Genomic DNA, 26,691 nt, shown 5'->3' with positions numbered 1-26,691 from the left:
CGCCGCACGGCAAGCCCGTCGTCGGGTTCGTGGGCCGGCTCGCGCCCGAGAAGCATGTCGAGCGGCTCGCCGGGCTGGCCGCCGGCGGCGCGGTCCAGCTCGTCATCGTGGGCGACGGCGTCGACCGCGCCAAGCTGCAATCGGCAATGCCGACAGCGGTTTTCACGGGTGCGCTCTACGGCGACGAGCTCGCCGCGGCGTACGCCAGCATGGACGTGTTCGTGCATCCCGGTGAGCACGAGACGTTTTGTCAGGTCGTGCAAGAAGCGCTGGCGTCGGGGTTGCCGGTCATCGCCCCCGACGCCGGCGGCCCACGCGACCTCGTTACACCCTGGCGGACGGGTCTGCTGTTGGGGGTCAACGAGTTCGAGGCGCGGCTGCCCGAGGCCGTCGCGCACCTGATCGCCGAACGGGCGCGCTACGCGCCGGCCGCCCGGCGCAGCGTGGTCGGCCGCAGCTGGCCGGTCATCTGCGACGAGCTGCTCGGCCACTACGAGGCCGTGCTCTCGCCGTTCGAGCGGCGCCGGTTGTTCGCGCGGCGGTACGCGCAGGGGGAGTGACCGGCGCGATCAGCCCTGCGCCAGCTCGGCGACCGGCTGCCATTCCTCCCAATCACGAAGCCGGCTCTCGTAGTCGGCCTTGGCCGTCTCCAGGGGGGAGGATCCGAAAAAGACGCGCAGCGGCGGCTTTTCGGCGTCGACCACCTTCAGTAGCGCGGCCGCCGAGGCGGCCGGGTCACCTGGGCTGGCCCACCGCCGGCTGCGTTCGGCATCAACGGCGGCGCGAATGTCGTCATAGGGCGGCAGCGGCTCGGCGTGCCTGGCCGAGGGGCCGGCCCAGTCGGTGTCGAAGCCGCCCGGCTCGATCAGCGTGACGTGCACGCCGAACGGGGCGACCTCCTGGGCCAGCGCCTGTGAAAAGCCTTCCAGCGCCCACTTCGACGCGTGGTAGATGCCGACCAACGGGAACGCGGTGATGCCCCCGATCGAGGACACCTGGATGATGTGGCCGCTGCCCTGCTCGCGCAGGTAGGGCAGCGCGGCCTGGGTGATCCACAGCGCGCCAAAGACATTGGTCTCCAACTGGTCGCGGGCGTCCCGCTCGGAGAGTTCCTCGACGAACCCGAACTGCCCGTAGCCCGCGTTGTTCACCACGATGTCGAGCCGACCGAAGTGGTCGTGCGCCTGCTTGACCGCCGCAAAGTCCGCGTCGCGGTCGGTGACGTCCAGACGAATCGGCAACAGCGCGTCGCCGTACTTGCGCGCCAGGTCGTCCAGCGACGCCGTATCGCGCGCCGTGGCGGCAACCCTGTCGCCCCGCTCCAGCGCCGCGATCGCCCACGCCCGTCCGAAACCGCGCGATGTACCGGTGATAAACCACACTTTGTCAGTCACGCAGAGTTGCAACGCTGCTGTCGCCGCGTAATTCCCAAGGGGTACCGTCCGTGTGGTGAGCCGCGCCGAGTTGGACAAGGACCCCCGCGACGTCGCGTCGATGTTCGACGGCGTCGCCCGGCGCTACGACCTGACCAACACCGTGCTGTCGATGGGCCAGGACCGGTACTGGCGCAAGGCCACCCGGGCGGCGCTGGAGATCGGGCCGGGCCAGCGGGTGCTGGACCTCGCCGCGGGCACCGCGGTATCGACCGTTGAGCTGAAGAAATCCGGGGCATGGTGTGTGGCCGCCGACTTCTCGGTCGGCATGCTGGCCGCGGGGGCGGCCCGCGATGTGCCGAAGGTCGCCGGCGACGCCACCAGGCTGCCGTTCGCCGACGACGTATTCGATGCTGTCACAATCAGTTTCGGGTTGCGCAACGTCGTCGACACCCAGGCCGCGCTGCGCGAGATGGCGCGCGTCACGCGTCCGGGCGGCCGGCTGGTGGTGTGCGAGTTCTCCACGCCCACCAACGGTCCGTTCGCAACCGTCTACAAGGAGTACCTGATGCGGGCGCTGCCGCGGGTGGCGCGGGCGGTGTCGAGCAACCCCGAGGCCTACGTGTACCTGGCGGAGTCGATCAGGGCGTGGCCCGATCAGGAGGGATTGGCGCAGCAGCTGACCCAGGCCGGCTGGGTGGGGGTGCGGTGGCGCAACCTGACGGGCGGCATCGTCGCCCTGCACGCGGGGTACCTGCCCCCGCGCTAGAGGCGGTGCTAGTGATTGCCCGCCGCTTGGACGACGTCGACGTGCTCCGGGCAGTAGTGGTCGACCGCCGCGCCGAGGAACTGCAGCGACTGGCCCTCGGTGGTGCCGCGCGGCAGGTTGCGCTGGATGAACGTCGCGGACTGGTGCGCGTCGTGGTCGACGCCGTGATCAATCCGATCGCAGGTGATCTTGCCCAGCCACGCCAGCTGGTCCTGCGGCTGGTAGATGCCGAAGCCGTTGACGGTGTTCTTGAACGGCGCGTCGTAGTCGCTCGGGGGCGACGGCGTCCGCGGGGTCGGGTACGGCGCCGTCGGCGGCGGATCCGCCTGCGCCGGCGCGGAGAGCTGCGCCGGCGCGCCCAGCGTGAAAGCAGCAACGGCAGCGGCAGCGGCACCGATAGTAGCCAGCATCGTTCCCTTCATTAGCTGGACTATACACGCCCGGTTCCCGGCGCGCCGACAAACGGCGAGCGCCGATCGAGCGCCCCAGCAGCGCCGCCGTGCCCGCCGACCAGCGGCGATGCGGCCGCCGCTCAGCTGAACGGTGTGCGGCGGTCGATCAGCCGCGACAGCCGGCCACCGCCGCGCCAGGCGCGCGCCACCCAGTCCGCGTCCTCGTCGGTGACCAGGTTGGCCATCACCCTCACGGCGATGGTCATCAGCGCCGTCGAGCGCATCGCGAGCGGCCCGGTCGCGGGCAGGAACCGCTGAAAGGTCAGCAGCAGCGCCAGCCGGCGCGCCACCGAGAAGCCACGACCGTAGTGCTGCCGCAGCAGGGACGGCCACACCTGCGACAGGTCGCGGCCATCCAGCAGCGCGAGCATTTCAGAGGCCAGCCGGCCCGTCTCCAGTCCGTAGTCGATGCCTTCGCCGTTGAGCGGGTTCACGCACGCCGCGGCATCGCCGATCAGCATCCAGTTGGCGCCGGCCACCCCGGACACCGCGCCGCCCATCGGCAGCAGCGCCGACGACACCGCCCGGGGCGGGCCGACAAAGCCCCACTCGTCGCGGCGCAGGTCGGTGTAGTAATCGATCAGCGGCCGCAGCGCCAGATCCGCGGGCCGCTTCGACGTCGACAAGGCCCCGACGCCGATGTTCACCTCGCCGTTGCCGAGCGGGAAAATCCAGCCGTAGCCGGGCAGCACTTTGTCCTTGGGGCCGTCGGGTCCGCGCAGTTCCAGATGCGAGGTCAGCCAGGGATCATCGGCGCGCGGCGTGCTCAGATACCCCCGGGCGGCGACGCCGTACACCGTCTCCTGGTGCCACCGTCGGCCCAGCTTGCGCCCCAACGACGACCGGGCGCCGTCGGCCACGATCAACTGGCGGCACCCGACCTCGGTGCCGTCGGCCAGTGTCAGCGACGTCACCCGGCCGGATGAGTCATGTTGCACGCCAACGGCTTTGGTTCCGAGCAGCATCCGCGCCCCGGAGTCCTCGGCGACTTTGCGGATCCGGTCGTCCAGCTCGACCCGGGCCACCGCGCTGCCGGTCGACGGGAAGGACGGGCCGGGCCAGTCCACTTCCAGCTCGCCGCCGAACCCGCTCATCCGCAGCCCCCGGTGCCGGATGCGGGTGTCCAGCCAGTCCCCGAGCCCCAGGCGCTCCAGCTCGGCGACCGCGCGCGGGGTCAGCCCGTCGCCGCAGGCCTTGTCGCGGGGAAAGCTCGCCGAATCGATGACCAGGACCTCGTTGCCCGCGCGCGCGGCCCACGCCGCCGCCGCCGAACCGGCGGGTCCGGCGCCGACGACCACCACGTGGGCTCGGGTCGCTCCCGTCTTCATGCACACCAGTATGTTTGGTCCCGTGAATACTCCGGCGACGGTGGTGGCGGGCGTTGATCTCGGTGACGCGGCCTTCGCGGCGACGGTGCGCGACGGTGTCGGGCGGATCGAGCAGCTCATGGACACCGAGTTGCGCAGCGCCGACGAGATCATGACCGAGTCGCTGACCCACCTGTTCAAGGCCGGCGGCAAGCGGTTCCGGCCGCTGTTCACCGTGCTGTCGGCACAGCTCGGGCCCCATCCCGACGCCGCGGACGTGACGATCGCCGGCGCTGTGATCGAACTGGTGCACCTGGCCACGCTGTATCACGACGACGTGATGGACGAGGCCGAGGTGCGCCGCGGCACCCCCACCGCGAACGTGCGCTGGGGCAACAACGTCGCGATCCTCGCCGGCGACTATCTGTTCGCCACCGCGTCGCGGCTGGTCTCCCGGCTGGGGCCCGAGGCGGTGCGGCTCATCGCCGAGACGTTCGCCCAGCTGGTCACCGGGCAGATGCGCGAGACCCGCGGCCTGACCGGGGCGGCCGAAGGGGCGGACCCGATCGAGCACTACCTGAAGGTGGTGTACGAGAAGACCGCGTGCCTGATCGCCGCAGCGGGCCGGTTCGGCGCGATGTTCTCGGGCGCCGACGCCGACCAGGTGGAGCGGCTGAGCCGCCTCGGCGGCATCGTGGGCACCGCCTTCCAGATTTCCGACGACATCATCGACATCGACAGCGACTCCCACGAGTCCGGCAAACTGCCCGGCACCGACGTGCGCGAGGGCGTGCACACCCTGCCGATGGTTTACGCGCTGCGCGAACCCGGTCCCGACGCGGCGCGGCTGCGCGAGCTGCTGGTCGGGCCCATCGACGACGACGAGGCGGTGGCCGAGGCGCTGGCGCTGCTGCGGGCGTCGCCGGGCATGGCCAAGGCCAAGCGGTCGCTGCAGGATTACGCGGCGCAGGCACACCAGGAGCTGGCGCTGCTGCCCGACGTGGCCGGCCGGCGCGCGCTGCAGACGCTGGTCGACTACACCATCAGCCGGCACGGCTAGCGCGTCGCGGAACTCCCCGGGCCGTCTCGGGCGTTCAATAGTCGACAATGAACGAGTGCTCCGGAATGTCCTAGGAGGACATCGATGACCTGGCATCCGCATGCCAACAGGTTCAAGACCTTCGCCCTGTTGGTCGGCATGTCCGCGTTGATCGTGTTCGTGGGCTCGCTGTTCGGCAAGACCGCGATGTTCCTCGCGGTGCTGTTCGCCATCGGCATGAACGTCTACACGTACTACAACAGCGACAAACTGGCGCTGCGGGCCATGCATGCGCAGCCGGTCTCCGAGCTGCAGGCGCCGGCGATGTACCGGATCGTCCGCGAGCTGGCCACGGCCGCACACCAGCCGATGCCCCGGCTGTACATCAGCGACACCAACGCGCCCAACGCGTTTGCGACCGGCCGCAACCCGCGCAACGCCGCGGTGTGTTGCACCACCGGCATTTTGGACATCCTCACCGAGCGCGAGCTGCGTGCCGTGCTGGGACACGAACTTTCGCACGTCTACAACCGCGACATCCTGATCTCGTGCGTCGCCGGCGCGATGGCGTCGGTCATCACCGCGCTCGCCAACATGGCGATGTTCGCCGGCATGTTCGGCGGTAACAACCGCGATGGCGAAAATCCCTTTGCGCTGCTGCTGGTTTCGTTGCTGGGCCCGATCGCGGCGACGGTCGTGCGCCTGGCGGTGTCCCGGTCGCGCGAATACCAGGCGGACGAATCGGGCGCGGTGTTGACCGGTGACCCGCTGGCGCTGGCGTCGGCCCTGCGCAAGATCTCCGGCGGGGTCCAGGCGGCCCCGCTGCCGCCCGAGCCCCAGCTTGCCAGTCAGGCACACCTGATGATCGCCAGCCCATTTCGGGCCGGCGAGCGGATCGGGTCGCTGTTTTCGACGCACCCCCCGATCGAGGACCGCATCCGCCGGCTCGAGCAGATGGCCGGGCGGTAGCAAACGGCGGCGCAACGCCGCGTGCACACCGCCCGAACCGCACGTAACATCGGATGTAGCTGTAGTCCTTGGGCTGCCGTTAATGAAAGCGGTGATTGCGATGTCGGACTCTCATTCGATCGATATTCACGAAGCCGGGCTGGCGCTGAACCTGCCCGACCTGATTTTCGAAACACGTGCCGGTGCCGATATGAACCAGGACCAACTGGCGCAGGCACTCGGCACCACCCGGGCGGAGGTCGCCGCGTGGGAGAGCGGGGACGAGGTCCCGCGCGTGGACGTGCTGCAGCGCCTGGCGGAGGTGTGCGGCAAGCGGCTGCACATCAGGATCGACGTCGACTGACCGACCCTGCGCGGACGGCGCCCGGCGCAATTACGCGGCGGCCCCGGGGCTTTGGGCCTCGACCATCGGTGGCGGCGTGTCGCGCCGACCCGTCTCGACCCCACCCCGGATGTGAACCGTCCCGCCCGTCGCCTCGTGCTGGCGCTGCCAATCGGTAATCGCTTGGTGCGCAGCGTGATCGAGGTAGTGCACCGAGATGACCACCGTCGCCGTCGCGCCCTGCGGAACCGACGTCAGCATCCGCGTCAGCCGCGGGAGCGCCAGGAAGGTGCAGGCCGCACCCTCGATGACCACCCGCCATTCGTCGTCGACCGCCTCGGCCTCGATCTTGGCCCGGATCACCCGCCATCCGGTCAGCGCGATGGCCAGTGCCAGCCCGATGAGCACGCCGTGCAGCAGGTTGAGAAAGATGACGCTCACGGCCGTCACCACGTACACCGCGAGATCGCCGTGCTTCGTTGCGGTTTCGATGTGGGCCGGCTTCAGCAGCTGCATGCCGATGACGATGAGCAGGCCGGCGAGCGCGGCGGTGGGGATCTCTTCGACCAGGCCGGCGAACGGGATGGTGAACAGCAGGATCCAGACACCGTGCATGATCGAGGACGCCCGGGATTTGGCGCCCGCGTTGACATTTGTGGAGCTGCGGACGATGACCCCGGTGATCGGCAGCCCGCCGACCGTCCCCGAGATGATGTTGGCGGCGCCCTGCCCCACCAGCTCGCGGTTGAAGTCGGTGCGTGGCCCGTTGTGCATCCGGTCGACCGACACCGCTGACAGCAGGCTCTCGACGCTGGCGATGAGCGCGACGGTGATCACCCCGACGGCGAACGCGCCCCAGTTGCCGTGGGGAAGGTCGGGCAGCCGCAGCGCGTCCAGCGGTGACCCCTCGAGGTCGATCCGGCGCACGTGAAACGGGAAGATCACCGAGATCACCGTGACCGCCACGATGGCGACCAGGGGACCCGGAACGCGGCGCGCCGTGGCGGGCACCCACCGCCAGGCGACCAGGATGACGATGACCAGTACGCCCAGGATCACGCCGGGCCGGTGCGCACCGACGATCTGGCCCGGCAGGCCGATCAGGTTGTGCCAGGCCGTGCTCTTGGACTTTCCGCCCAGCAACACGTGCGCCTGCTGCAGGGCGATCGTGATGCCGATGCCGGCCAGCATGGCGTGCACGACGACCGGCGAAATCGCCAGCGCGGCGCGCGCCACGCGGCTGAGCCCCAGCAGGACCTGCAGGGTTCCGGCGGCGACGGTGATCAAACACGTGATGCCCCAACCGAACTCGGAAACGAGGCCGGCGACGATGACGGTCAGCCCGGCCGCGGGGCCGCTGACTTGCAGCGGTGACCCACCCAGGCTGCCGACGACGATGCCCCCGACGATCGCGGCGATCAGCCCGGCGAGCACCGGGGCGCCCGAAGCGATCGCGATCCCCAGCGACAGCGGGAGCGCGACCAGGAAGACCACCAGCGAGGAGGGCAGGTCATGCCGGATGATGCCGCGCAACCGGTCGGCGCGGGACGCGGTGGGGGCCCGATCGACCGCCCGTTCAATGTCTTGCATCGGTCCCGTCCCTCGTCGGAAGTTTGCGGGGGATGTTCCGATATCGGCCCCATCCTGCGGTCGGTTACGTCTTCGTAACCTGTTGGCGTGCAGCAGATTACAACCGGATGACCCGCAGGATCGCACCCGGAAAACCACTGACTACCTGGCCTGACGGTATTTTGCTGGCAAACAGGGGTCAAGCCGACGTGACCGGCCCATAGAGAACGCAAAGATTTGAATTTGGCCAGCCGGGCGCGCCCAGCTCAGAAGCCCGCGCCGTGCACCTCGTGGCCGGGCACCTCGGCGATCAGGCCGCGGTAGGCCTCCTCGACCGACGAGCCGTGGTTGATCACGGCGTCGACTTCGCGGGCGATCGGCATGGTGAGGCCGAACTCGTTGGCAAACTCCATGATCACGCTGGCGGCCTTGACCCCCTCGGCGACCTGGTTCATCGAGGCGATGATCTCGTCGATCGGCTTGCCCGCCCCCAGCTGTTCACCGACGTGACGGTTGCGGCTGCGCTGGCTGGTACAGGTGACGATCAGGTCGCCCAGCCCAGCCAGCCCCGGGAAGGTGTCGGGCTGCCCGCCCACCGCGACGCCGAGTTTGGTCATTTCCCGCAAAGCGCGGGCGATCACCAGCGCGCGCGTGTTTTCGCCGATGCCCAGCGAATACCCCATGCCGACGGCGATGGCGAACACGTTCTTCAGGGCCCCCGCCATCTCCGCGCCGATGACGTCGTCGGTCGTGTACACGCGGAAGCGCCGGGTGCGGAACAGTCCGGACAGCCGCGTCGCCAGATGCTGGTCGGGCATGGCCAGCACCGCGGCGGCGGCGTAACCCTCGGCCACCTCGCGCGCGATGTTCGGCCCGGCCAGGATGCCCGCGGGGTGTCCCGGCAGCACCTCCTCGACGATCTGGGACATCCGCATGTTGGTGCCCTGCTCGAGCCCTTTGACCAGCGACACGACCGGCACCCACGGCCGCAGCTCCCTGGCCAGCTCGGTGAGCACCCCGCGGAAGCCGTGCGAGGGCACGCCCATGACGACGACGTCGGCCGAGTTCGCCGCCTCGGCGAAGTCGGTGGTGGCGCGCAGGGTGTCGCTGAGCATGACGTCGTTGCCGAGGTAGCGGCTGTTGCGGTGGTTCTCGTTGATGTCGGCGGCGGTCTCCTCGGAGCGCACCCACTGCAGCGTCGGCCCGCGGCGCGCGCAGATTGAGGCCACGGTGGTGCCCCAGGAACCGCCACCGAGGACAACGACTCTGGGTTCGCGCTTCTCAGATGCCATGGCGATCAGCGTATTGCGGACATCTGCGATTGAGAAGCAGTTCACGAACTCCGGTGCGGCTAGCCGGCCAGCGCGGTGCGGTCGGCGACGCGGCCGAACACCATGGCCTCTTCGATGCGGTCGAAGCGGTAGTCGATGGCGTCGGCGAGATAGTTCTGCCGCACGTTCCACGGCCGCTTGGTGCCCGACTTGGGCAGCGCGTGCACCGAGCGCAGCACGTAGCCGGCGTTGATGTCCCACGACGGCTTCTCGGTCATCGGCTCGTTGCCGCGGTGCGGGGCGGCGCGCGTGTAGCCGTGAGAGGCCATGTGCTCCATGAGTTTTGCCGTCGCCCGGGCGGTGATGTCGGCCCGCAGCGTCCACGACGCGTTGGTGTAGCCCACACACCAGAACAGGTTCGGCACGTCCTCGAGCATGTGCGCTTTGTAGACGAAGCGGTCGCTGGTCTTGATCTCGTTGCCGTCCAGGCTGATCGTCGCCCCGCCGAGCGCCTGCAGCTGCAGGCCGGTGGCGGTGACGATGACGTCGGCGTCGAGGTGCCCGCCGGATTTGAGCGCGATGCCGGTCGCGTCGAAATGGTCGATGTGGTCGGTGACCACGTCGGCGCGTCCGGCGCTGATGGCCTCGTAGAGGTCGGCGTCGGGGATCAGGCACATCCGCTGGTCCCACGGGTTGTAACGCGGCTTGAAGTGGACGTCGACGTCGTAGCCTGCCGGCAGGCTGTTGATCGCCTTGCGCCGCAGCAGCCACCGCACGAACCCCGGCGCCTTGCGGGACAACGCGAAGAACACCGCCTCGGTGAGCGCGCTGTACATGCGGACGACGAGATGAGCGGGCCTGCGCGGCAGCACTTTTCGAGCGACGGCGGCCACCGTGCCGTACTTGGACGCCGAGATGAGATAGGTGGGCGAGCGCTGCAACATGGTCACCCGGGCGGCGCGGTCCGACAGCGACGGCAGCAGCGTCACCGCGGTCGCGCCGCTGCCGATCACCACCACCTTCTTCCCGGCGTAATCCAGGTCCTCGGGCCAGTGCTGGGGGTGCACCACCGTGCCCTTGAACTCCTCGATGCCCGGGAACTCGGGGGTGTAGCCCTCGTCGTAGTTGTAATAGCCGCTGCCGAAGAACAGGAAGCGACCGCGGTAGAGCCTGCGCTCCCCGTCCTGCTCGACGGTGACCGTCCACGTGTCGGTCGCCGAGTCCCAGTCCGCCGAGCGCACGTGGGTGTTGAACCGGATGTGGCGGTCGATGCCGTACTTGCTCGCGGTGGCGGCCAGGTACTCGCGGATGTGCACGCCGTCGGCCACGCCCTCTTCGCGGGTCCACGGCTCGAACGGGAAGGACAGCGTGAAGATGCTGCTGTCCGAGCGCACCCCGGGGTAGCGGAACAGGTCCCACGTCCCGCCGATCTGCGCGCGCCGCTCCAGCACGGTGTACGTCAGCTGGGGATTGCGTTCGCTGATCCGGTAGGCCGCGTCGATGCCGGAGATGCCGGCGCCGACGATGATGACGTCGGAGTAGTCGGCCTCGGTCGCGCCGTGGCCGGCGGCCTCCTGGGGAGTCACGGTCATCGTGAACCTCGCTCAAATTGTGGGACTCGTCACTAGCGTAGAGACCCACCGGTTGGTCGGGCTAGTAACGACCGCGAGCGTAACGTCACGGCGAAAAAACGCGTGGGAAATCGCCGTGCCGTTACGGTCGCGCCCCGGGGGTTACCGGTAGTTGACGAACTGCAGCGCCACGTCCAGGTCGGCCTGCTTGAGCAGCGCTTGAACGGCCTGCAGATCGTCACGCTTTTTGCTGCTGACGCGGATCTCGTCGCCCTGGATCTGGGTCTTGACGGACTTGGGGCCGTCGTCGCGGATCAGCTTGGTGATCTTCTTGGCGTTCTCGCTGCTGATGCCCTGCTTGAGGGTCCCGCCGACCTTGTAGGTCTTGCCCGAGGCCTGCGGCTCGCCGGCGTCGAAGGCCTTCATGGAGATGTCGCGGCGGATCAGCTTCTCCTTGAAGACGTCGACGGCCGCCTTGACGCGTTCCTCGGTGGACGACGTCAGCTCGATAGCCTCGTCGCCCTTCCAGGCGATCGTCGTGTCGGTGCCGCGGAAGTCGAACCGGGTGGCCAGCTCCTTGGCGGCCTGGTTGAGCGCGTTGTCGACCTCCTGGCGATCCACTTTGCTGACGATGTCGAACGATGAGTCCGCCATGCATTCCGTCCCTTCATCCGGTGATAGGCGTTTGTGCTTTGTCTACTCGCTCGTTGTAACCTGTCTGGCGGCAGGTTGCCCGAGCGGCCAATGGGAGCGGACTGTAAATCCGTCGCGAAAGCTTCACAGGTTCGAATCCTGTACCTGCCACCAAGGCTTTTCCTGGTCGAGGCGCGTTGCTTCGGTCCGGTCCGGGATGCCCGCCTCCTCACTCCGCCGGTTGCTGGGTCGGATCGTTGCCCGTTGTGCGACACGTGCGCAATTTCTACGAGAACTGTTGTAACAATTCGGTGAAGCCCGGTTCGCGGGCATTTCCGGGGGGAACTCCTCCAGCACAGCGTCACCAGGGGGGCGAGCATGACCATTTCTCCCGATACCCTCGCCGCGCTCCGCGACTGTCGCACCGCGCTCGCCGCCGCCCGCCAATCGATCCTGTCGGCCGCGACCGGGCTGTCCGGTGTCCGCCAGGCTCGCGCGACCCAGCTGGCCGAGCGGCTGGCCGATGACATCAGTTTCGCTGACCGCCTCTGGTTCGTCGTGCAGGGCGACGCGGGCGCCACGTAGCTGGCGCCCGAAAAAGCAGGCACCCTCTCGGTTCGACTCCTCCAACCCATCGACCGGGAGGGTGTCCTTTGCCCTACGGGGAGTGCGCGTTTCAGGCCGGATGCAAGCTGACGGGTATCCCCGAGTAGCGCACCATGCCGGTCACCACGTCGATGTCGTCCTTGCTGGTCAGGTGGTTGACGTTGGCGACGTGGTGGCCGTGCGGGATCGACACCGCCCCACGGCGAATGGAGTCGTCGACTTTCGCGATGCCGGTCAGTTCGCCGTTCGCGCTGCGGACCGTCACCTTCTGCCCGTTGGCGACTCCCGCATCGGCGCCGTCCTGGGGATGGATGAGGATCTCGGGGGCCTCGCCGAGAAAATCGAGCTGCCCGTTGAGCTTTCGGCACTGCCGGCGCGGCACCATCACCAGCGGCGCGGGCGGTTCCAGGGCCGCGAGCTGGTCCACCAGCAGCGGTGGCGCCAGCCGCCAGCCGCCCATCCGCGCGACGTGCTCGTCGACCCACGGCGCCGGCAGCTCGCGCGGGGCCTCGGCCCACCCCACGGCCGCCACCTCGTCGAAACCCGTTCGGGCGCCGGCCAATAGGACGGCGAGCACGTCGTCGTCGGTGCTGGTCTCGGGGTCCCCGAGATTGCCGAGCTCGTAGCCGAGCCGGCGGCCGAGTTCGGCGAACACCCACCACATCGAGCGCCGTTCGCCGACCGGCTCGACGACGGCCGGGCTGTATTGCACGGACACATGCGAACTCAGGATGTCGTGGATGGTGATGTCGGGGCGTTCCAACGGATCTTTGGTGGGCAGGACGTGGGTGGCCAGCTCGGTGGTCTCGTTGTTGATGATCTCGGTGGTGGCGAACAGCTCGAGCTGCTGCAGGGCGGGCACCAGCTTGCCGGTCTCCGGGAAGCTGGTGACCAGGCTGCCGCCGACGTTGATCAGGGCGCGGATGTTGCCGGCGGCGATCTCGTCGGGCAGCGCCGCGCAGGGCCACTCGTTGATGAACGCCCGCGCCTCGGGGCGGCTGCGCGGTCCCGGGCCGAAGGATCCCTCGATCGGTGTGACGGGCAGAAACTCGCCGAAAGTCTCGAGCTGGTAGGCGAATCCGGGATGAAACCACGTCCCGCCGGGCCGGTTCATCGCGCCGGTGAGGATCATCAGCACCCACGCGAGCCACTGCGTGACGTTGGCGCGCTCGGCGGTCATCGTGACACCGGTGCCCGTTTCGACCGCGACGCACTTGGCGGCGCGCACCCCGGCGCACAACCGGGACAGATCGGCTTCGGCGACATCGGCGAGCTTCGCGGTGTGTTCGAGCGTGAACGGCTCGACCGCGAGCGCCAGCTCGTCGATGCCCTGCACGGGGACGTCGGATTTCATTCCGTCGCGCAGGATCTCGCGCACCAGATAGGCGAGCACCGCGTGGTCGGTGCTGGGGCGCGGTGCCAGATGGCCGGTCGCCAGCCGGGCGGTCTCGGTGCGGCGCGGATCGATCACCCACACCTGCCCGCGCCGCGCGATCTCGCGCACCGTGCCGGTGGGATTGGGCATCGAGATCGCATGCCCGTGCGACACAACGGGATTGACGCCGACGAGCATCAGGAAGTCGGCGTTGTCCAGGTCGGTCCGGCCGGAGAGCCCCATGAATCCGCCGACCAGATCCGAGACCAGGGGTTTGGCGGTGCCGTCGATGGTCAGCGGGCTGAACTTGGCCGGGGTGCCGATCGCGGCGTGCAGGGCCTCGGCCATGCGGAAGCCGGCGCTTTCCATGGTGGAGAAGTAGAACGCGACCGACTCGGGCCCATGCCGGTCGATGATGTCCTTCAGCCGCGTGCCCAGGTCGTCCAGGCAGGCGTCCCAGGTGGTGTCGCACAGCCGGCCGTCCACCCGCATCCTGGGGCGCTCGAGCCGGTCGGGGTGGTGGTGCAGCAGCGGCAGGGCCCGGCCCTTGGGGCAGGTGTAGCCGCGCGAGAAGGGATGGTCCTGATCGCCGCGCACGCGGATCACCTCGTCGCCGTCGACGTCGACGAGGATGCCGCAGACGGAGGTGCAGACGCGGCAGAAGCTACGCACCGTTTGCATACCTCGGAAACGTACTCTCGCAATTCGAGAAGGCCTATCGCATTTTCGAGAATGGCAGCGCATTTTTGGCCAATGGCGCTCTCCGGCCAAACGCCCCTGGTAAGGCGACCCTTAGCTAGGATCCCACGGGTGGCCGATACGACCACGCACCCGGTGGCGGACGAATTCGAGGATCGGCCGTCGGTACCGCTGCGTACGCGCGGCCGCTGGCTGCGGTGGGTCGCAATCCGGCGCGGCTACCGGATGGTGCTGCCGCAGCTGATCCTGATGCCCGTGCTCTACGTCGTGCAGGAAATGACCGTGCGACTGGGCATCGTCACCGGGCGCGGCCACGGCTCGCTAATCCGGGAGCGGTTCGGTCGCGGCTGGGCGTGGCTGTCGGCGTTCACCTTGTTCGCCTCGGCGATCGGGGCGCTGCTGACGGAGTTCGCCGGGGTGGCCGGGGTGGGTGAACTCTTCGGCGTCTCGCGGTGGGTGAGCATTCCGGTCGCGACCGTCGCGCTGCTGGCGCTGGCCCTGACCGGCAGCTACCGGCGCGTCGAGCGCATCGGCCTGGTCGTCGGCGCGGCCGAACTGGCGTTCCTGGTGGCGATGGTCATGGCCCGGCCCGACCCGAAAGCACTCGTGGACGGCCTGTCATCGATGCCGCTGGGCAACTCGTCATACCTGCTTCTGGTCGCGGCCAACGTCGGCGCGGTCATCATGCCGTGGATGATCTTCTACCAGCAGGGCGCGGTGGTCGATAAGCGCTTGTCGGAGAACACGATTCGGCAGGCCCGTTACGACACCGCCTTCGGAGCGGTGCTGACGCAGCTGATCATGATCGCGGTGGTGGTCACCATGGCCTCCACGATTGGAAAACACGGCGGCGGCGCGGAACTGGAGACCGTCGGCCAGATCGCCCAGTCACTCACCCCCTACCTCGGCCGTGTGGGCGGCACGGTGCTGTTCGGCCTGGGCATGCTCGGCGCGGCACTGGTGGCCGCGATCGTCGCCTCGCTCGCGGGCGCGTGGGGACTCTCGGAGGTGTTCGGCTGGAAACACACGCTCAACGAGCGGCCCAACCGCGCCACCGCCAAGTTCTACATCACGTACTCGCTGGCCCACATCGTGCGCGCGGTGCTGGTGCCGGCCAGCGTCGATTTGGTCAATCTGGCCGTGGACGTCGAGGTCATGAACGCGTTGCTGCTGCCGATCGTGCTGGGCCTGTTGCTGGCGCTGGAAGCCCGGGCGCTGCCCGAGCGGTGGCGCATGCGCGGGCTGCACAAATACGTCACCCGCGCGCTGTGCTTCGTGACCATCGGCTTCGGCCTGTACATGGTTCCGCAGGCGCTCGGCTGGTTCTGAGCACGCCGAACTCAGAACCAGGGCCCGGGGTAGTGGCCGTCCCGGTCTTGCACCATGACGATCTCCTTGCACTCGCCGTTGGACGACGGCGCGGTCTCGCCGCGGCACACCAGCGTCCACCCGGATATCCGCTCGAACGGCCGTGTCGACCAGCCGGACGCGACGGGATCCGTTGCGGGCAGGGCGATTACCGAGAACGTCCCGCCGGTGCCGGTGAGGTACAGGTGGTCTTCGAAGAACGCCAGCCTCGAAATCGACAGCTTCTTGGCGTCGTCCCGGCTCTTGAGGAAGTCCCACTCTTGGCTGCGCAGGTTCCATACTCCGAAGCCGAACGAGGAATCGTCCGAATTGTGCCCGTCGACAAACAGTTTCCCGTCGGACAAGACCGCGTTCAGCCCCCCGCCGGAAATCCGATCCGAATCGCCGATCCTGATCAGGGACTTGGCGTTGAGGTCGTAGAACATCGTCGACACCGCCGGGGGGTTGTGCGAATCCCGGCTGGTGAGCTTCACCAGTTTGTCGGGGCCGTCGCGCAATTCGGCGTCCACGGATTGCACGTCGTTGTCCTGATAGATCGCCTCCCCGTTGGGGCGGCGCAGCTCGGCTCCCGAGGACTTGGCAGGCTCGGTGTTGCGTTGAAACGCAAGGACGTCCTGCCATACCCGGGCGGGCTGGGGGTCGTCCCACACCATCGACAGATCGGCGCCGGACAGGACCACGGTCCGCGGCGGCGACGCGGCGGCGTGCCCGTCGGTGAAGGCGTTCACCCACGCCACGCCCGAGGCGGTCGGGGCCAGTCCCCATTCCTTCGGCGCGGTCAACGTCAGGCCGGGCCTCGGCGGCTGGAGTTCTTTGGTGGCGACCTGCCGGCCCGACGACCGGTCGTAGGAATACGCGGTGGTCCTTGAGGTTTCGGGTGCCGGGGCCCGGGCCGGCGCGACGGTCGTGACGACGTAGACGACCTTCAAGTCGGCGTCGGCGCCGGTCAGCGCGCACATGGCGCCGGTGAGGTTCTCCCCGGCGGGGATCGTGGGGATGGCCGGCGCGACGTACTGCCCCGTCTTCGGGTCGAAGATCTTCGGCCGGATGTCGTCGAGCGCGGATTTGCCGGCCGAAAAAGTCTGCGGGCAACCGAAATACGCCGTGCCGTCGTAGGTTTTCCAGTCCTTTTCCAGCGGGCCCGTGATCGGGGCGGGTCCCGCACGGGTGCTGGTCTTCGACGCCGCCGTCGGCGAGGTGGGGGTCAGCGGGGGCGCCGACACGGTTTCCGAACAGGACGGCAGGGCCAGGCAGGCGACCGCCGCGACCGCCGGGCCCCAGGTTGCACGCATCGAAAACCCCCGTGAAGTTCGTGTAACCCCAGGAGCGTAAAGCCGGCCCGACGCCACCGCGACTTGGCGGCGGTGTGAAGCCCTGGCGTTCGGTGTGAAACTACGGCTTTCGCTGTGAAGCCACGGTGGCCGCGCTCGGCGTGTCGTCGCCCTGGGCGCACAGTCAACGCCGTGGATTCACACGCGAATCCCTGAGCGCACACTCGACGCCCGGAGCGTCTGAGCATCGGCTGCCGCGACGCGGGGCGGCGCCGCTCAGTCCTGCGCGCGCAGCCGCACCATCCGCGTCGTCGACGTCTCGTCCAGCTCGACCACGTCGGAGCGCGAACGCAGGAAATCGCTAAATGACCGGAAACCCAAAGACTTTTCGCTGAACGACGGATCCATGCGCCGCATCTGGGCCTTCACCGCGGAGTTGTGCAGCCAGTCGACGTCGTCTTTCTCCAGGCCGATCTGCAGCGCGCGCGTCAGCAGCGCGGTGGCGGCGGCTTGCGCGTCGGGCGGCTCCGGCTCCTCGGCCTGCGCCGCCTTGGTGCGCCCGCCGCGCCGCTTCGGCGGGTCGGCGCCGGCGAGCGCCGGCTCGCGGTCGAGGGCGGGGACCCCCGGCAACGCGTCGTACACCACGAACTCCTCGCACGCGGCCGCCAGCGCCCGGCTCGACGCGCCGGCCACCCCGATGCCCACCACGTACCGGCCCAGCCTCTTGCAGCGCTGGGCCAGCGGGATGTAGTCGGAGTCGCCGGCCACGATCACCACGTGGGTCAGGTCGGGCAGCCGGAACATGTCCTCGACGGCGTCGACGGCCAGCCGGATGTCGGCGCCGTTTTTGCCGTAGGCCGCCGCAGGAAACAGCTGCACCAGGTCGACCGCGCGGGCCACCAGCTGGCCGCGGTACCCGGCGTTGATGTCCGCCGACCAGTCCGCGTAGGCGCGGGTGAGGACCAGGGTGCCGAACGACGACGCGAAGTCGAGGATGGCTCCGACGTCGACCGTCGCCCGCTCCAACCGATCGGAATGCTGCTCGAGGCCCTTGGCCTTGTCCTTCTGAAACGAATTCCGCCCGTGAATCTGGTCGTACCGCGAGATCACGATGTTGTCGAAGTCGAGGTAGACGGCCACGCGGGCTGCAACCGGTTCGGTCATGCACTAGATCATTGCCGAGTCGTCCCGCACAGGCCGCGTCGCACGCGTTTTTCGTCACGATTTGGCTCGACTCTGCGATGAACGGGACCGGAGCGGGTAGACCTGTGCGATGAAGTTCCTGGACCTGCACGGTGATCGCGTCGCCTATCGGGACGAGGGTGACGGCGAAGTGTTGCTGCTGATCCACGGCATGGCGGGGAGTTCGGAGACCTGGCGATCCGTGATACCGCGGCTGTCGAAGAAGTTCCGGATCGTCGCGCCCGACCTGCTGGGCCACGGCCAGTCCGCGAAGCCCCGCACCGACTACTCGCTGGGCGCGTTTGCGGTCTGGCTTCGTGATTTCCTCGACGAACTCGGTGTCAGCCAGGCCACCGTGGTCGGACATTCGCTCGGCGGCGGTGTCGCCATGCAGTTCGTCTATCAGCATCCCGACTACGCCGAGCGGTTGATCCTGATCAGCAGCGGCGGCCTCGGTCCCGACGTGGGATGGGTGCTGCGGCTGCTCTCGGCCCCCGGGGCGGAGCTGGTGTTGCCGATCATCGCGCCCACGCCCGTCCTGTCCGTCGGCAACAAGCTCAGGTCCTTGCTGAGAAGCGCCGGCATCCAGTCGCCGCGCGGGGCCGAGATGTGGAGCGCCTACTCGTCGTTGTCCGATGGCCAGACGCGGCAGTCGTTCCTGCGAACGCTGAGGTCGGTGGTCGACTACCGGGGCCAGGCGGTCAGCGCGCTCAACAGACTCTCGCTGCGTGAGGACTTGCCGGTCATGGCGATCTGGGGGGAGCGCGACGGCATCATTCCCGTCGATCACGCGTACGCCGCGCACGAGGCTCGTACCGACGCCAGGCTCGAAATCCTGCCCGACGTCGGTCATTTCGCGCAGGTGGAGGCGCCGGACCAGGTGGTGGAGCTGATCGAGGACTTCATCGCCACGGGCGAGCGCCGCGACACCGAAAGTCGGCAGCCGAGCGTGTGATCGGTCGCTAGATGCCGTAGTCGGGCAGCGCGAAGTCGTCGCGCACGTCGGCCGCGAGAAGCCTTGTCATCGGGGAGAAATTCATGGTGCGCAGCGCGAGGTTGCGGAACCACAGCCCGAATCGGGTCCGGGTGGCGAAGAACCCGATGAACCGCGCCGCGCCGGCCTGCTTACTCTCGATGAAGGGACGCAGCCGCGTCTCGTAGGCGTCGAACGCGCGGCGATGGTCACCCCCGGCGCGCGCGAGTTCGCCGGCCAGCACGTAGGCCTCGGTGATCGCCAGGCCGGTGCCCTCACCGCCGAGCAGCGAAATGCATCCGGCCGCATCCCCGATGAGCAGCACCCGCCCCCGCGACCAGCGGTTCATGTGGATCTGGCTGACAACGTCGAAGTAGAGCTCATCAACGTCGTCGAGCGCGGCCAGCATATCGTCGGCTTCCCAGCCGCAGCCGTCAAAGGTGTTGCGCAGCTGCTGTTTTGGCGCAAGACCGGCGTCGCCGTGGTCGGCGCGGAAGATGAACAAGAACGTGGTGCGATCGTCGCGCAGCGCGAAACGCGCCAGCTGCCGCCCGGGTGTGGCGTAGGTGACGTAGGCCAGCTCGTCGCGCGGCCGGTAGCCGTCGACCACGCAGGCCGCGACCTTGCAGCCCAGGTAGCGCTCGAATTCCCGCTCGGGCCCGAAGACCAGGCGCCGCACGTTGGAGTGCAGCCCGTCGGCGCCGATCAGCAGGTCGAATTCGCGCGCGCCGCCGCCCTCGAGGGTGAGTCGGACACCGTCACCGTGCTCGTCGACGGTGGCGATGCTGTCGCCGAAGATGGTCTCGACCTTGTCCTCGATGGTGGCGTAGATCGCGGCGGCCAGATCGCCCCGCGGCAGGCTGGTGAAGTCGGCGCCCAGGAGCCGGCGAAAGACGTCCACGTCCACGTCGGCCTTGATCTCGCCGCGCGGGCCGACCGAACGCAGCCGTTCCATCTCGTACCCGGCGGCGCGGAGCTGCCCTTCGATGCCCATCCGCTGGGCCACCTGGTAGCCGACGCCCCAGAAATCGATCATGTAGCCGCCGGTGCGAAACCGTGGGGCCTGCCTGCTCGATCAGCGTCGGCGTGTGGCCGGTGCGGTGCAGCCAGTGGGCGAGCGCCGCCCCGGCCACGCCGGCACCGCTGATGGCGACTCTCATGACGCGACGGGGCGGCTACCTTGGTAGTCGACGTGCCAGTGCTTGATGCCGTTGATGAACGACGACCGCAGGCGCTCCGGGTTTTCCAGCGGGGCCAGGTCGGGCAGCCGATCGGCGAGCGCGTTGAACATCAGGTCGATCGTCATGCGGGCCAGATTGGCGCCGATGCAGTAGTGCGCCCCGGTGCCGCCGAAACCGAGGTGCGGGTTGGGGCTGCGCAGGACATCGAAGGTGAACGGGTCGTCGAAGACCTCTTCGTCGAAGTTGGCCGAGCGGTAGAACAGCACCACCCGCTGGCCCTTTTTGATGGCCACGCCACCGAGCTCGGTGTCCTCGCGCGCGGTGCGCTGAAACGCGGTGATCGGTGTGGCCCAACGGATTATCTCGTCGGCCGCGGTCCTGGGCCGCTGCGCCTTGAACACCTCCCACTGGTCCGGATAGTCGGTGAAGGCCATCATTCCCTGCGTGATCGAGTTGCGGGTCGTCTCGTTTCCGGCGACGGCCAGCGTCACCACGAACATGCCGAACTCGGCCTCCGACAGGCGCTGGCCCTCGGCATCGGCGCGGATCAGCGTAGTGACGATGTCCTCGGAGGGTTCCTCGGCCTTGTGGGCCGCCAATTGCATGGCGTACCACATCAATTCGCCCGCCGAGGTCAGCGCGTCGTTGCCGGCGAACTCCGGGTCGTCGCTGCCGATCATGTTGTTGGTCCAGTCGAACAGCTTGTCGTAGTCCTCATGCGGAACCCCGAGCAGGGCCGAGATCGCCTGCAGCGGCAACTCGCAGGCCACCTGGCGGACGAAGTCGCCCGACCCCGCCGCGGCGGCCTCGGCGACGATGCGCCGGGCCCGCTCGGACAGTTCGGCGCGCAGCCGCTCGACCGCGCGCGGCGTGAACGCCCGCGACACGATCTTGCGCAACCGGCTGTGCTCGGGGTCGTCCATCATGATCATCGACGCCCGGCCCGCCTCAATCTGCCCGGCCGCCAAGTCTTCCCGGTAACGCGGCACGATCGACTTGGCGGCCGACGAGAACACGTCGCTGCGCAGTGAGACGTCGCGAATGTCGCGGTGCTTGGTCACCACCCAGTAGCCGCCGTCACCGAACCCGCCCTGATCCGGCGCCTGCTCGTTCCACCAGACCGGTTCGGTGGCGCGCAGTTCGGCGAACTCCTGCACCGGCAACCGCTGGGCGTAGATGTCGGGATCGGTGAAATCAAAGCCCGGCGGAAGGTTCGGTGTGGCCATGGGATTTCTCCTCGGCTGTGGCTACGGACCGCGGCGGTTAGCAAGATGGTAGCCGCGTGCGCGCGCGATCGGTAGCAAAGGCGTCAGCGCGACGCGAGGCTGGCCGCCTGGACACGTTCGCGGCCACCGAGATTGGTGGCCGCGGTGATGACGGCCCGCTCGATCTGGCGGAGCGCGTGCACCGCGGTGAGGAATCGCCGGGTGTCGGGCCCGGATTCGCCGCCGTGACCGTCGCCGTCCTCGTGCCGGGCCAGGGTCTCCGCGGCGTCGAGATCGTCGGCCGCCGAGACCAGGGTCGGGGCGTGACCACCCTCGATGGCCTCCTGCAACGCCTCGATGTTGCGCCGCGTCTGGGCGGCGGCCGCCGAAAACGCCTCGGCCCGCTTCGACGCGAGCGGCGACCCGACCGGGGCCCGATACTGCTCGCTGCTGCGTGCCAGGCTGCGGCCGTATTGGTCGCACGCGGTGAAGATGCCCAGGGCGCGGCGGATGCTGCGCCGGCCCGCGAGTCCGGCGACCCCCGCCAACAGCGGCTTGGCGGTGACCCGGAACTGCTGAAGATCTCGATCGACCTGACGCGCCCGCTCGGACGGGCTGGCGCCGGCGTCCTCCCCGCACATGGTGGCAGTGCAGACCTCGATCAGCGCCGCCAGGCTCGTCAGGAAGGCGCGGGTGTCGGCGCGGATCGCGGTTCGGGTGTTCGTCGGCAACACGACGACGGCCACCGTCGCCCCGATGAGGGCGCCGATCGCGGTCTCTTCGATCCGCAGCATCAGCACGCCGAAGGAGAACTGGCCGAGCAACCCGTACAGCAGCGCCAGCATCGTGGTGATCCAGAAGGTCATCAGGCTGTAGGTCACCGTCATGAAATAGAAGGCGCAGAACAGGCACACGAAAATGCCGCCGAGAGCGACGATTTCGTGTCCGGTCAGCAGCGTGGCCACCAGCACGCCGGCGGGCACGCCGAGCAGGGTGCCGAGTAGGCGTTGCCAGCCCTTGGTCAGGGTCTCGCCCCACGAGTTGGTGCCGGCGAAGATCACGAACGCCGCGATCACCGCCCAATACCACCGCGCCGGCGAGACCAGCTCGCCGGTGACGATGGCCAGCGAGGCGGCAACGGAGACCTGGATGGCCTGCCGGGTGGTCGGCAGCAGCCCGGCGGGACGGACTTCGTCGGCGGGGTCCTCCGGCACGGCGCGCTCGGCCGCCGCCGGGCGCTCGCCGCCGGCGTCGTCGAGGGGGGCGCCGGCGGCCATCCGATCGACGATCGCCCGCACGTCGGACGTCGCCCCCGCGGCGTTGATGATCGCCAGGGCGAGGCGGCGGACGGCGGTGGCGCCCGGGTCGTCGTCGGCCGCGGCTTCAGCGGCGCCGGGCCGCTCGTCCAGCAGCCGTTGCGCGCGGCCGGCGGCCCGCCGCAGCCCCTCGGGTTCGGGCAGGCGGATCGCCCGCGCCAGCTGGGAGAGCGCGTCGACGAGCGCGACCCGGATGGGCAGCGGGATGGATTCCGGGGCCTCGCCCGCCACGGCGGCCGCCCGCCGACCGGCGGTGGCGACCCATTCGATGGCCAGCTCGGCGTCCAGCAGCCACGGGGCCAGCTGTTCGACGGTGACGCCGGGCCACAGCGCGCCGGGATCGGCTTTGTCCTCGACCTGGGTTTGCACCAGCAGGGCGGTCTCGTTGAGCCGGATGGTGCGCGCCCGCATGCGGCGCCGCCGCCGTTCGTCGAGGCGGCCCGTGCGCACCGCCTCGGCGGTGGTGTCGATGACGATCGCCATCCGCGCCCGCAGCGCCCGGATGGTCGCGCGCAGCACCCGCTCGGGCCGGTCGGGCAGCACGTAGGCGGTCATCACGTAGGTGCACACCGTTCCCACCGCGACCGCGCCGATCATCCAGGGCAGCTCCGAGACGCGGGCCCGCAGATACAGCGTGAAGAAGTACGACATGAACGCGACCATCCCCAGGGCCCTGCCACGCGCCCCGAAGCGGCGGATGTAGGCCGCGGTGAACACGATCGCCACGAAGACGGCGTCGCTGGCCACCACGTGCGGGGCCAGCAGCGCGGCGGCGGTGATGGCCACCGCGGCGGGGACGGGCAACAGCGCCATGGTGATTCGTTGCTGGCGGGGGTCGGGCTCGTTAACGGATCGCGACGCGACCATCGTGATGACGACGCCCAGCAGCGCGACGGTCAGGGGTTGTCCCGTCGCCCTGGTGAGGACGAAAAGGACCAGCAGTGAAAGGCCCAGCGCGGCCGTTGTCCGAGTCGCCATCCGCAGCCGAAGCAAGCCAGGATCGGAGCCGATCACCCAGTTGCGGGCGCGTTCGTACAGGACAGTTATCGGGGACCCCCTCATATCCGCGAGCAGACGCAGAATCGCACTCTCATGCCATCTTGCATGCGATTCTGTGTCTGCTCGCCGGGATACATACCTGACCACGCTAGTCTTCGACATCGTGACGGGGCCGACGCGAGCGAAGCTGGCTGACGGCCGTGACCTGCTGTTCTTCTCGTTGCCCGGGCATCGTCCGGCGCCGGTCGAGGACCGCCGGCCCCTGCCGCCGCGCACAGCCGAACAGTCGCAATTGCGGTTCGACCGGACCACCGGCCAATGGGTGATCATCGCGGCCCTGCGCCAGGACCGCACCTACAAACCGCCGCCGGAGGCGTGCCCCCTGTGCCCGGGCCCGACCGGGCTGACCAGCGAGGTGCCCGCCCCCGACTACGACGTCGTCGTGTTCGAGAACCGCTTTCCCAGCCTGTCCGGCGCCGCGACGCCGCTTCCCGACCCCGGCGACGCCGACGGCTTCGTATCGGCCCCGGCGCCTGGCCGCTGCGAGGTGATCTGCTTTTCCGCCGACCACACTGGCTCGTTCGCCGCGTTGACGCCGGCGCACGCGCGGCTGGTGGTCGACGCGTGGCGCCACCGCACGGCCGACCTGATGGCCGCACCGGGCATCGAGCAGGTGTTCTGCTTCGAGAACCGCGGCGAGGAGATCGGCGTCACGCTGACCCATCCGCACGGCCAGATCTACGGCTATCCCTATCTGACACCGCGGACGGCCGCCATGCTGGAGCAGGCGCGCGCACACCGAAAACGGCACGGCAGCAACCTGTTCGGCGACCTACTGGCCCGTGAGGTCGCAGACGGTGGTCGCATCGTCGCGCGCAACGACGTGTTCACCGCGTTCGTGCCGTTCGCGGCGCGCTGGCCGGTCGAGGTGCACATCTACCCGAACCGGTTCGTGCCCAACGTGTTAGGCCTCGACGAGCACGAGCTGGACGGGTTCGTGGCCGTCTATCTCGACGTACTGCGGCGCTTCGACCGGATGTATTCGACCCCGCTGCCCTACATTTCGGCGCTGCACCAGTATTCCGGCGCCGGGGACCAGGCGGACGGATACTTCCACGTCGAACTGATGTCCATCCGGCGCAGCGCCACCAAGCTCAAATACCTGGCGGCCTCGGAATCGGCGATGGACGCCTTCATCGGCGACGTCACCCCCGAAAGCGTGGCCCGGCGGTTACGGGAATTGCAGTGACGGTGCGGTACGGCGCGCCGGGACGGATCAACCTGATCGGCGAGCACACCGACTACAACCTGGGTTTCTCGCTGCCGATCGCCCTGCCGCAGCGCACGGTGGCGACCTTCACGCCCGGCCCCGGCGACGCGATCACCGTGACCAGTGACCGCGCGGACGCCCCGGTGCGCATCGCGATCGGCACCGCCCCCGGGGAGGTGACCGGCTGGGCGGCGTATGTGGCCGGGGTGATGTGGGCACTGCGCCAGGCGAATCACCCGGTGCCCGGCGGCACGATGTCGATCACCAGCGACGTGGAAATGGGCTCGGGCCTGTCCTCCTCGGCGGCGCTGGAATGCGCGGCGCTGGGGGCGATCGCCTCGGCCGCGGGGGTGCGCATCGACCGCAAGGAACAGGCCCGGCTCGCCCAGCGGGCCGAGAACGAGTATGTCGGCGCCCCAACGGGTTTGCTCGACCAGCTGGCGTCGCTGTTCGGCCGGCCGGCGACGGCGGTGCTGATCGACTTCGCCGCCCTCGAAGTCACGCCGGTGGCTTTCGACCCCGACGCCGCCGGCGTGGCGCTGCTGCTCATCGACTCCCGCGAGCGTCACAGCCATGCCGGCGGCGACTACGCGGCGCGCCGGCAGTCGTGCGAGCGCGCGGCCGCCGATCTGGGGGCCTCGTCGCTGCGCGAAGTGGGCGATCGCGCGTCAGCCGACCTGGCCGCCGTGCGTGACCCGGTCGACGCCCGTCGCGCCCGTCACGTGCTCACCGAAAACCGGCGGGTCATCGATTGCGTTGCCGCGCTGAATGATTCGAACTATCCCGAAGCGGGGCGGATCTTCACCGCCTCACACGCCTCCATGCGCGAGGACTTCGACATCACCACCGAACGCATCGACCTGATCGCGGATGCCGCGGTGCGCGCGGGTGCGCTGGGGGCGCGGATGACCGGCGGCGGATTCGGAGGCTGTGTGATCGCGCTGGTGCCGATCGAGCACGCCGAATCGGTCGGCGAGTCGGTGCGGCGCGCCGTGGTCGACGCCGGCTTCGAACCACCCATCGTCACCCGGACCCGGGCGGCCGCCGGCGCGGGTTTGGCCGAGTGAGCGAGCCAAAACTTACTCGCCCGGCAATTTTTCGATTCCGCGGTGACCACCGGTCAGAAACTGTAACCTCTCGGCCATGGGGGTAGCCCACTCCTGCGCGTGCAGTGCCGACTTTCCCGTCCGGGCGTCAGCGACCCATCCGGGATCGCCGACGGCCGCTGCCGCCCGCCCACTTGCCGTCGACGCGAAACGACCACCGTGGCTTGGGAATTAGACAGCCAGGCGGCAGCGATCGAGCGCGCTTTGGCCGGCGCCACCCCGCAGCGCGTGGGCTGGTTCCGCTTCTATTTCGAGGGTCACCGCTGGGTATGGTCCGACCAGGTCCAGCGCATGCACGGGTACGAACCGGGCACCGTGACACCGACCACCGAGCTGGTGCTGTCGCACAAACATCCGGCCGACCGCCCCCAGGTGGTCGACGGCATCAACGACATGATCAGGCGTCGTCAGGCGTTCAGCGTGCGGCATCGCATCGTGGACACCCGCGGCCTCATCCACCACGTCATCGTGGTGGGGGACCGATTCTGCGACGACAACGACGAGGTCGTCGGGACACACGGCTTCTACCTCGAAGTCACGCCGCCGCCCACCCGCACCCGCGAGGAATCCATCAGCGCCAAGGTCGCCGAGATCACCGGGCGCCGCGGCGTCATCGACCGCACCAAAGGGATGCTGATGCTGGTCTACGGCATCGACGAGGACGCCGCCTTCACCATGCTCAAAACGCTGTCCCAATCGAAAAACACGAAGCTCGGGCTGCTCGCCCAACGCATCGCCGACGACTTCACGGCGCTGGGCAAGGAAGTCATCACCGCGCGTTCGCGCTTCGACCGGTGTCTGCGCGCCGCGCACCTGCGGGCGCCCGGCGGCGATCGTCATCCCGGTGACGCCACCGGCTGAGCGG

23 protein-coding genes, 1 tRNA gene and 1 pseudogene are annotated in these 26,691 nt (G+C 69.0%); 12 read left to right on the top strand and 13 right to left on the bottom strand.

The features are described 5' to 3' along the window. A partial coding sequence (locus JF781_RS23800) for a glycosyltransferase (protein WP_225341314.1) occupies positions 1–560 on the top strand: 560 nt, incomplete at its 5' end. A gap of 9 nt (positions 561–569) precedes the next feature. Here JF781_RS23800 and JF781_RS23795 read toward each other — a convergent pair. Further along, complete coding sequence (locus tag JF781_RS23795) at positions 570–1,394, bottom strand: SDR family oxidoreductase (protein WP_225329425.1); 825 nt, start codon at positions 1,392–1,394, stop codon at positions 570–572. A gap of 55 nt (positions 1,395–1,449) precedes the next feature. On the opposite strand from JF781_RS23795, the gene JF781_RS23790 reads away from it, so the two are divergent. Next, positions 1,450–2,142, top strand: a complete 693-nt coding sequence (locus JF781_RS23790) for a demethylmenaquinone methyltransferase (protein ID WP_225329424.1) — start codon at positions 1,450–1,452, stop codon at positions 2,140–2,142. An 8-nt stretch (positions 2,143–2,150) separates the two neighbouring features. Here the strand turns inward: JF781_RS23790 and JF781_RS23785 are convergent, their stop codons facing one another. Then, positions 2,151–2,564 carry a DUF732 domain-containing protein gene (locus tag JF781_RS23785; RefSeq protein ID WP_225329423.1) on the bottom strand — a complete coding sequence of 138 codons (414 nt, stop codon included), beginning with the start codon at positions 2,562–2,564 and terminating at the stop codon, positions 2,151–2,153. A 110-nt stretch (positions 2,565–2,674) separates the two neighbouring features. After that, the gene (gene menJ, locus JF781_RS23780; RefSeq protein ID WP_255642275.1) at positions 2,675–3,922 is read right to left on the bottom strand and encodes a menaquinone reductase; all 1,248 of its coding nucleotides are present in this window, start codon (positions 3,920–3,922) and stop codon (positions 2,675–2,677) included. A 22-nt stretch (positions 3,923–3,944) separates the two neighbouring features. Between menJ and grcC1 the strand changes: the two genes are divergently transcribed. The 3 genes from grcC1 (at position 3,945) to JF781_RS23765 (ending at position 6,252) form a co-directional block, all read left to right on the top strand. Next, positions 3,945–4,961 (top strand): nonaprenyl/(2E,6E)-farnesyl/geranylgeranyl diphosphat synthase, encoded by a 1,017-nt coding sequence (gene grcC1 / locus JF781_RS23775; protein WP_225329422.1) that lies wholly within the window; start codon positions 3,945–3,947, stop codon positions 4,959–4,961. 84 nt (positions 4,962–5,045) lie between these two features. Next, positions 5,046–5,909 carry a zinc metalloprotease HtpX gene (gene htpX / locus JF781_RS23770; protein ID WP_225329421.1) on the top strand — a complete coding sequence of 288 codons (864 nt, stop codon included), beginning with the start codon at positions 5,046–5,048 and terminating at the stop codon, positions 5,907–5,909. Positions 5,910–5,991: 82 nt separating this feature from the next. Then, the gene (locus JF781_RS23765; protein ID WP_225329420.1) at positions 5,992–6,252 is read left to right on the top strand and encodes a helix-turn-helix transcriptional regulator; all 261 of its coding nucleotides are present in this window, start codon (positions 5,992–5,994) and stop codon (positions 6,250–6,252) included. A 30-nt stretch (positions 6,253–6,282) separates the two neighbouring features. Here the strand turns inward: JF781_RS23765 and JF781_RS23760 are convergent, their stop codons facing one another. The 4 genes from JF781_RS23760 to JF781_RS23745 form a co-directional block, all read right to left on the bottom strand. Then, entirely contained in the window at positions 6,283–7,821 is a 1,539-nt protein-coding gene (locus tag JF781_RS23760) for a SulP family inorganic anion transporter (protein WP_225329419.1), read from the bottom strand. A 245-nt stretch (positions 7,822–8,066) separates the two neighbouring features. Then, positions 8,067–9,092: an NAD(P)H-dependent glycerol-3-phosphate dehydrogenase gene (locus tag JF781_RS23755; RefSeq protein ID WP_225329418.1), complete on the bottom strand. Its 1,026-nt coding sequence runs from the start codon at positions 9,090–9,092 to the stop codon at positions 8,067–8,069. 59 nt (positions 9,093–9,151) lie between these two features. Further along, positions 9,152–10,663 (bottom strand): NAD(P)/FAD-dependent oxidoreductase, encoded by a 1,512-nt coding sequence (locus tag JF781_RS23750; RefSeq protein WP_225329417.1) that lies wholly within the window; start codon positions 10,661–10,663, stop codon positions 9,152–9,154. 141 nt (positions 10,664–10,804) lie between these two features. After that, a complete protein-coding gene (locus JF781_RS23745) occupies positions 10,805–11,296 on the bottom strand; it encodes a YajQ family cyclic di-GMP-binding protein (protein WP_225329416.1) in 492 nt (163 codons plus the stop codon). Positions 11,297–11,365: 69 nt separating this feature from the next. Here JF781_RS23745 and JF781_RS23740 point away from each other — a divergent pair. After that, a tRNA-Tyr gene (locus tag JF781_RS23740) sits at positions 11,366–11,449 on the top strand. Between the two features lie 204 nt (positions 11,450–11,653). Further along, positions 11,654–11,860 (top strand): hypothetical protein, encoded by a 207-nt coding sequence (locus tag JF781_RS23735; RefSeq protein ID WP_225329415.1) that lies wholly within the window; start codon positions 11,654–11,656, stop codon positions 11,858–11,860. Between the two features lie 91 nt (positions 11,861–11,951). On the opposite strand, the gene JF781_RS23730 is transcribed toward JF781_RS23735, so the two are convergent. Further along, on the bottom strand, positions 11,952–13,937 hold the full coding sequence (locus JF781_RS23730) for a molybdopterin-dependent oxidoreductase (RefSeq protein ID WP_225329414.1): 1,986 nt from the start codon (positions 13,935–13,937) through the stop codon (positions 11,952–11,954). 129 nt (positions 13,938–14,066) lie between these two features. Here JF781_RS23730 and JF781_RS23725 point away from each other — a divergent pair, with 129 nt between their 5' ends. Then, positions 14,067–15,284 carry an NRAMP family divalent metal transporter gene (locus JF781_RS23725; RefSeq protein ID WP_225329413.1) on the top strand — a complete coding sequence of 406 codons (1,218 nt, stop codon included), beginning with the start codon at positions 14,067–14,069 and terminating at the stop codon, positions 15,282–15,284. 11 nt (positions 15,285–15,295) lie between these two features. Here JF781_RS23725 and JF781_RS23720 read toward each other — a convergent pair whose 3' ends face one another. After that, the gene (locus JF781_RS23720) at positions 15,296–16,615 is read right to left on the bottom strand and encodes a hypothetical protein (RefSeq protein WP_225329412.1); all 1,320 of its coding nucleotides are present in this window, start codon (positions 16,613–16,615) and stop codon (positions 15,296–15,298) included. Between the two features lie 255 nt (positions 16,616–16,870). After that, the gene (locus JF781_RS23715; protein WP_225329411.1) at positions 16,871–17,758 is read right to left on the bottom strand and encodes an NYN domain-containing protein; all 888 of its coding nucleotides are present in this window, start codon (positions 17,756–17,758) and stop codon (positions 16,871–16,873) included. Positions 17,759–17,867: 109 nt separating this feature from the next. On the opposite strand from JF781_RS23715, the gene JF781_RS23710 reads away from it, so the two are divergent. Continuing rightward, entirely contained in the window at positions 17,868–18,731 is an 864-nt protein-coding gene (locus JF781_RS23710) for an alpha/beta fold hydrolase (protein ID WP_225329410.1), read from the top strand. A gap of 7 nt (positions 18,732–18,738) precedes the next feature. Here the strand turns inward: JF781_RS23710 and JF781_RS23705 are convergent. From JF781_RS23705 to JF781_RS23695, 3 genes and pseudogenes are all read right to left on the bottom strand, one after another. Further along, positions 18,739–19,909 (bottom strand): annotated as a pseudogene (locus JF781_RS23705) (FAD-binding domain). Next, positions 19,906–21,156: a cytochrome P450 gene (locus tag JF781_RS23700; protein ID WP_225329409.1), complete on the bottom strand. Its 1,251-nt coding sequence runs from the start codon at positions 21,154–21,156 to the stop codon at positions 19,906–19,908. The pseudogene JF781_RS23705 and the gene JF781_RS23700 overlap by 4 nt, the downstream one beginning before the upstream one ends. 83 nt (positions 21,157–21,239) lie before the next feature. Beyond that, positions 21,240–23,465 carry an FUSC family protein gene (locus JF781_RS23695; RefSeq protein WP_225329447.1) on the bottom strand — a complete coding sequence of 742 codons (2,226 nt, stop codon included), beginning with the start codon at positions 23,463–23,465 and terminating at the stop codon, positions 21,240–21,242. 148 nt (positions 23,466–23,613) lie between these two features. Between JF781_RS23695 and galT the strand changes: the two genes are divergently transcribed. The 3 genes from galT (at position 23,614) to JF781_RS23680 (ending at position 26,687) form a co-directional block, all read left to right on the top strand. Beyond that, a complete protein-coding gene (gene galT / locus JF781_RS23690; protein WP_225329408.1) occupies positions 23,614–24,699 on the top strand; it encodes a galactose-1-phosphate uridylyltransferase in 1,086 nt (361 codons plus the stop codon). Continuing rightward, positions 24,696–25,787, top strand: coding sequence for a galactokinase (locus JF781_RS23685; protein ID WP_225329407.1), 1,092 nt, complete (start codon positions 24,696–24,698; stop codon positions 25,785–25,787). The genes galT and JF781_RS23685 overlap by 4 nt, the downstream gene beginning before the upstream one ends. A 198-nt stretch (positions 25,788–25,985) precedes the next feature. Continuing rightward, entirely contained in the window at positions 25,986–26,687 is a 702-nt protein-coding gene (locus tag JF781_RS23680; protein ID WP_225329406.1) for a PAS and ANTAR domain-containing protein, read from the top strand. Positions 26,688–26,691: the final 4 nt, after the last annotated feature.

The sequence above is a fragment of the Mycobacterium sp. WUMAC-067 genome (assembly GCF_020217485.1).
Lineage (GTDB): Bacteria > Actinomycetota > Actinomycetes > Mycobacteriales > Mycobacteriaceae > Mycobacterium.
The sequence above is the reverse complement of the archived record's forward strand: the minus strand, read 5'-3'. Positions and strand labels throughout refer to the sequence as shown.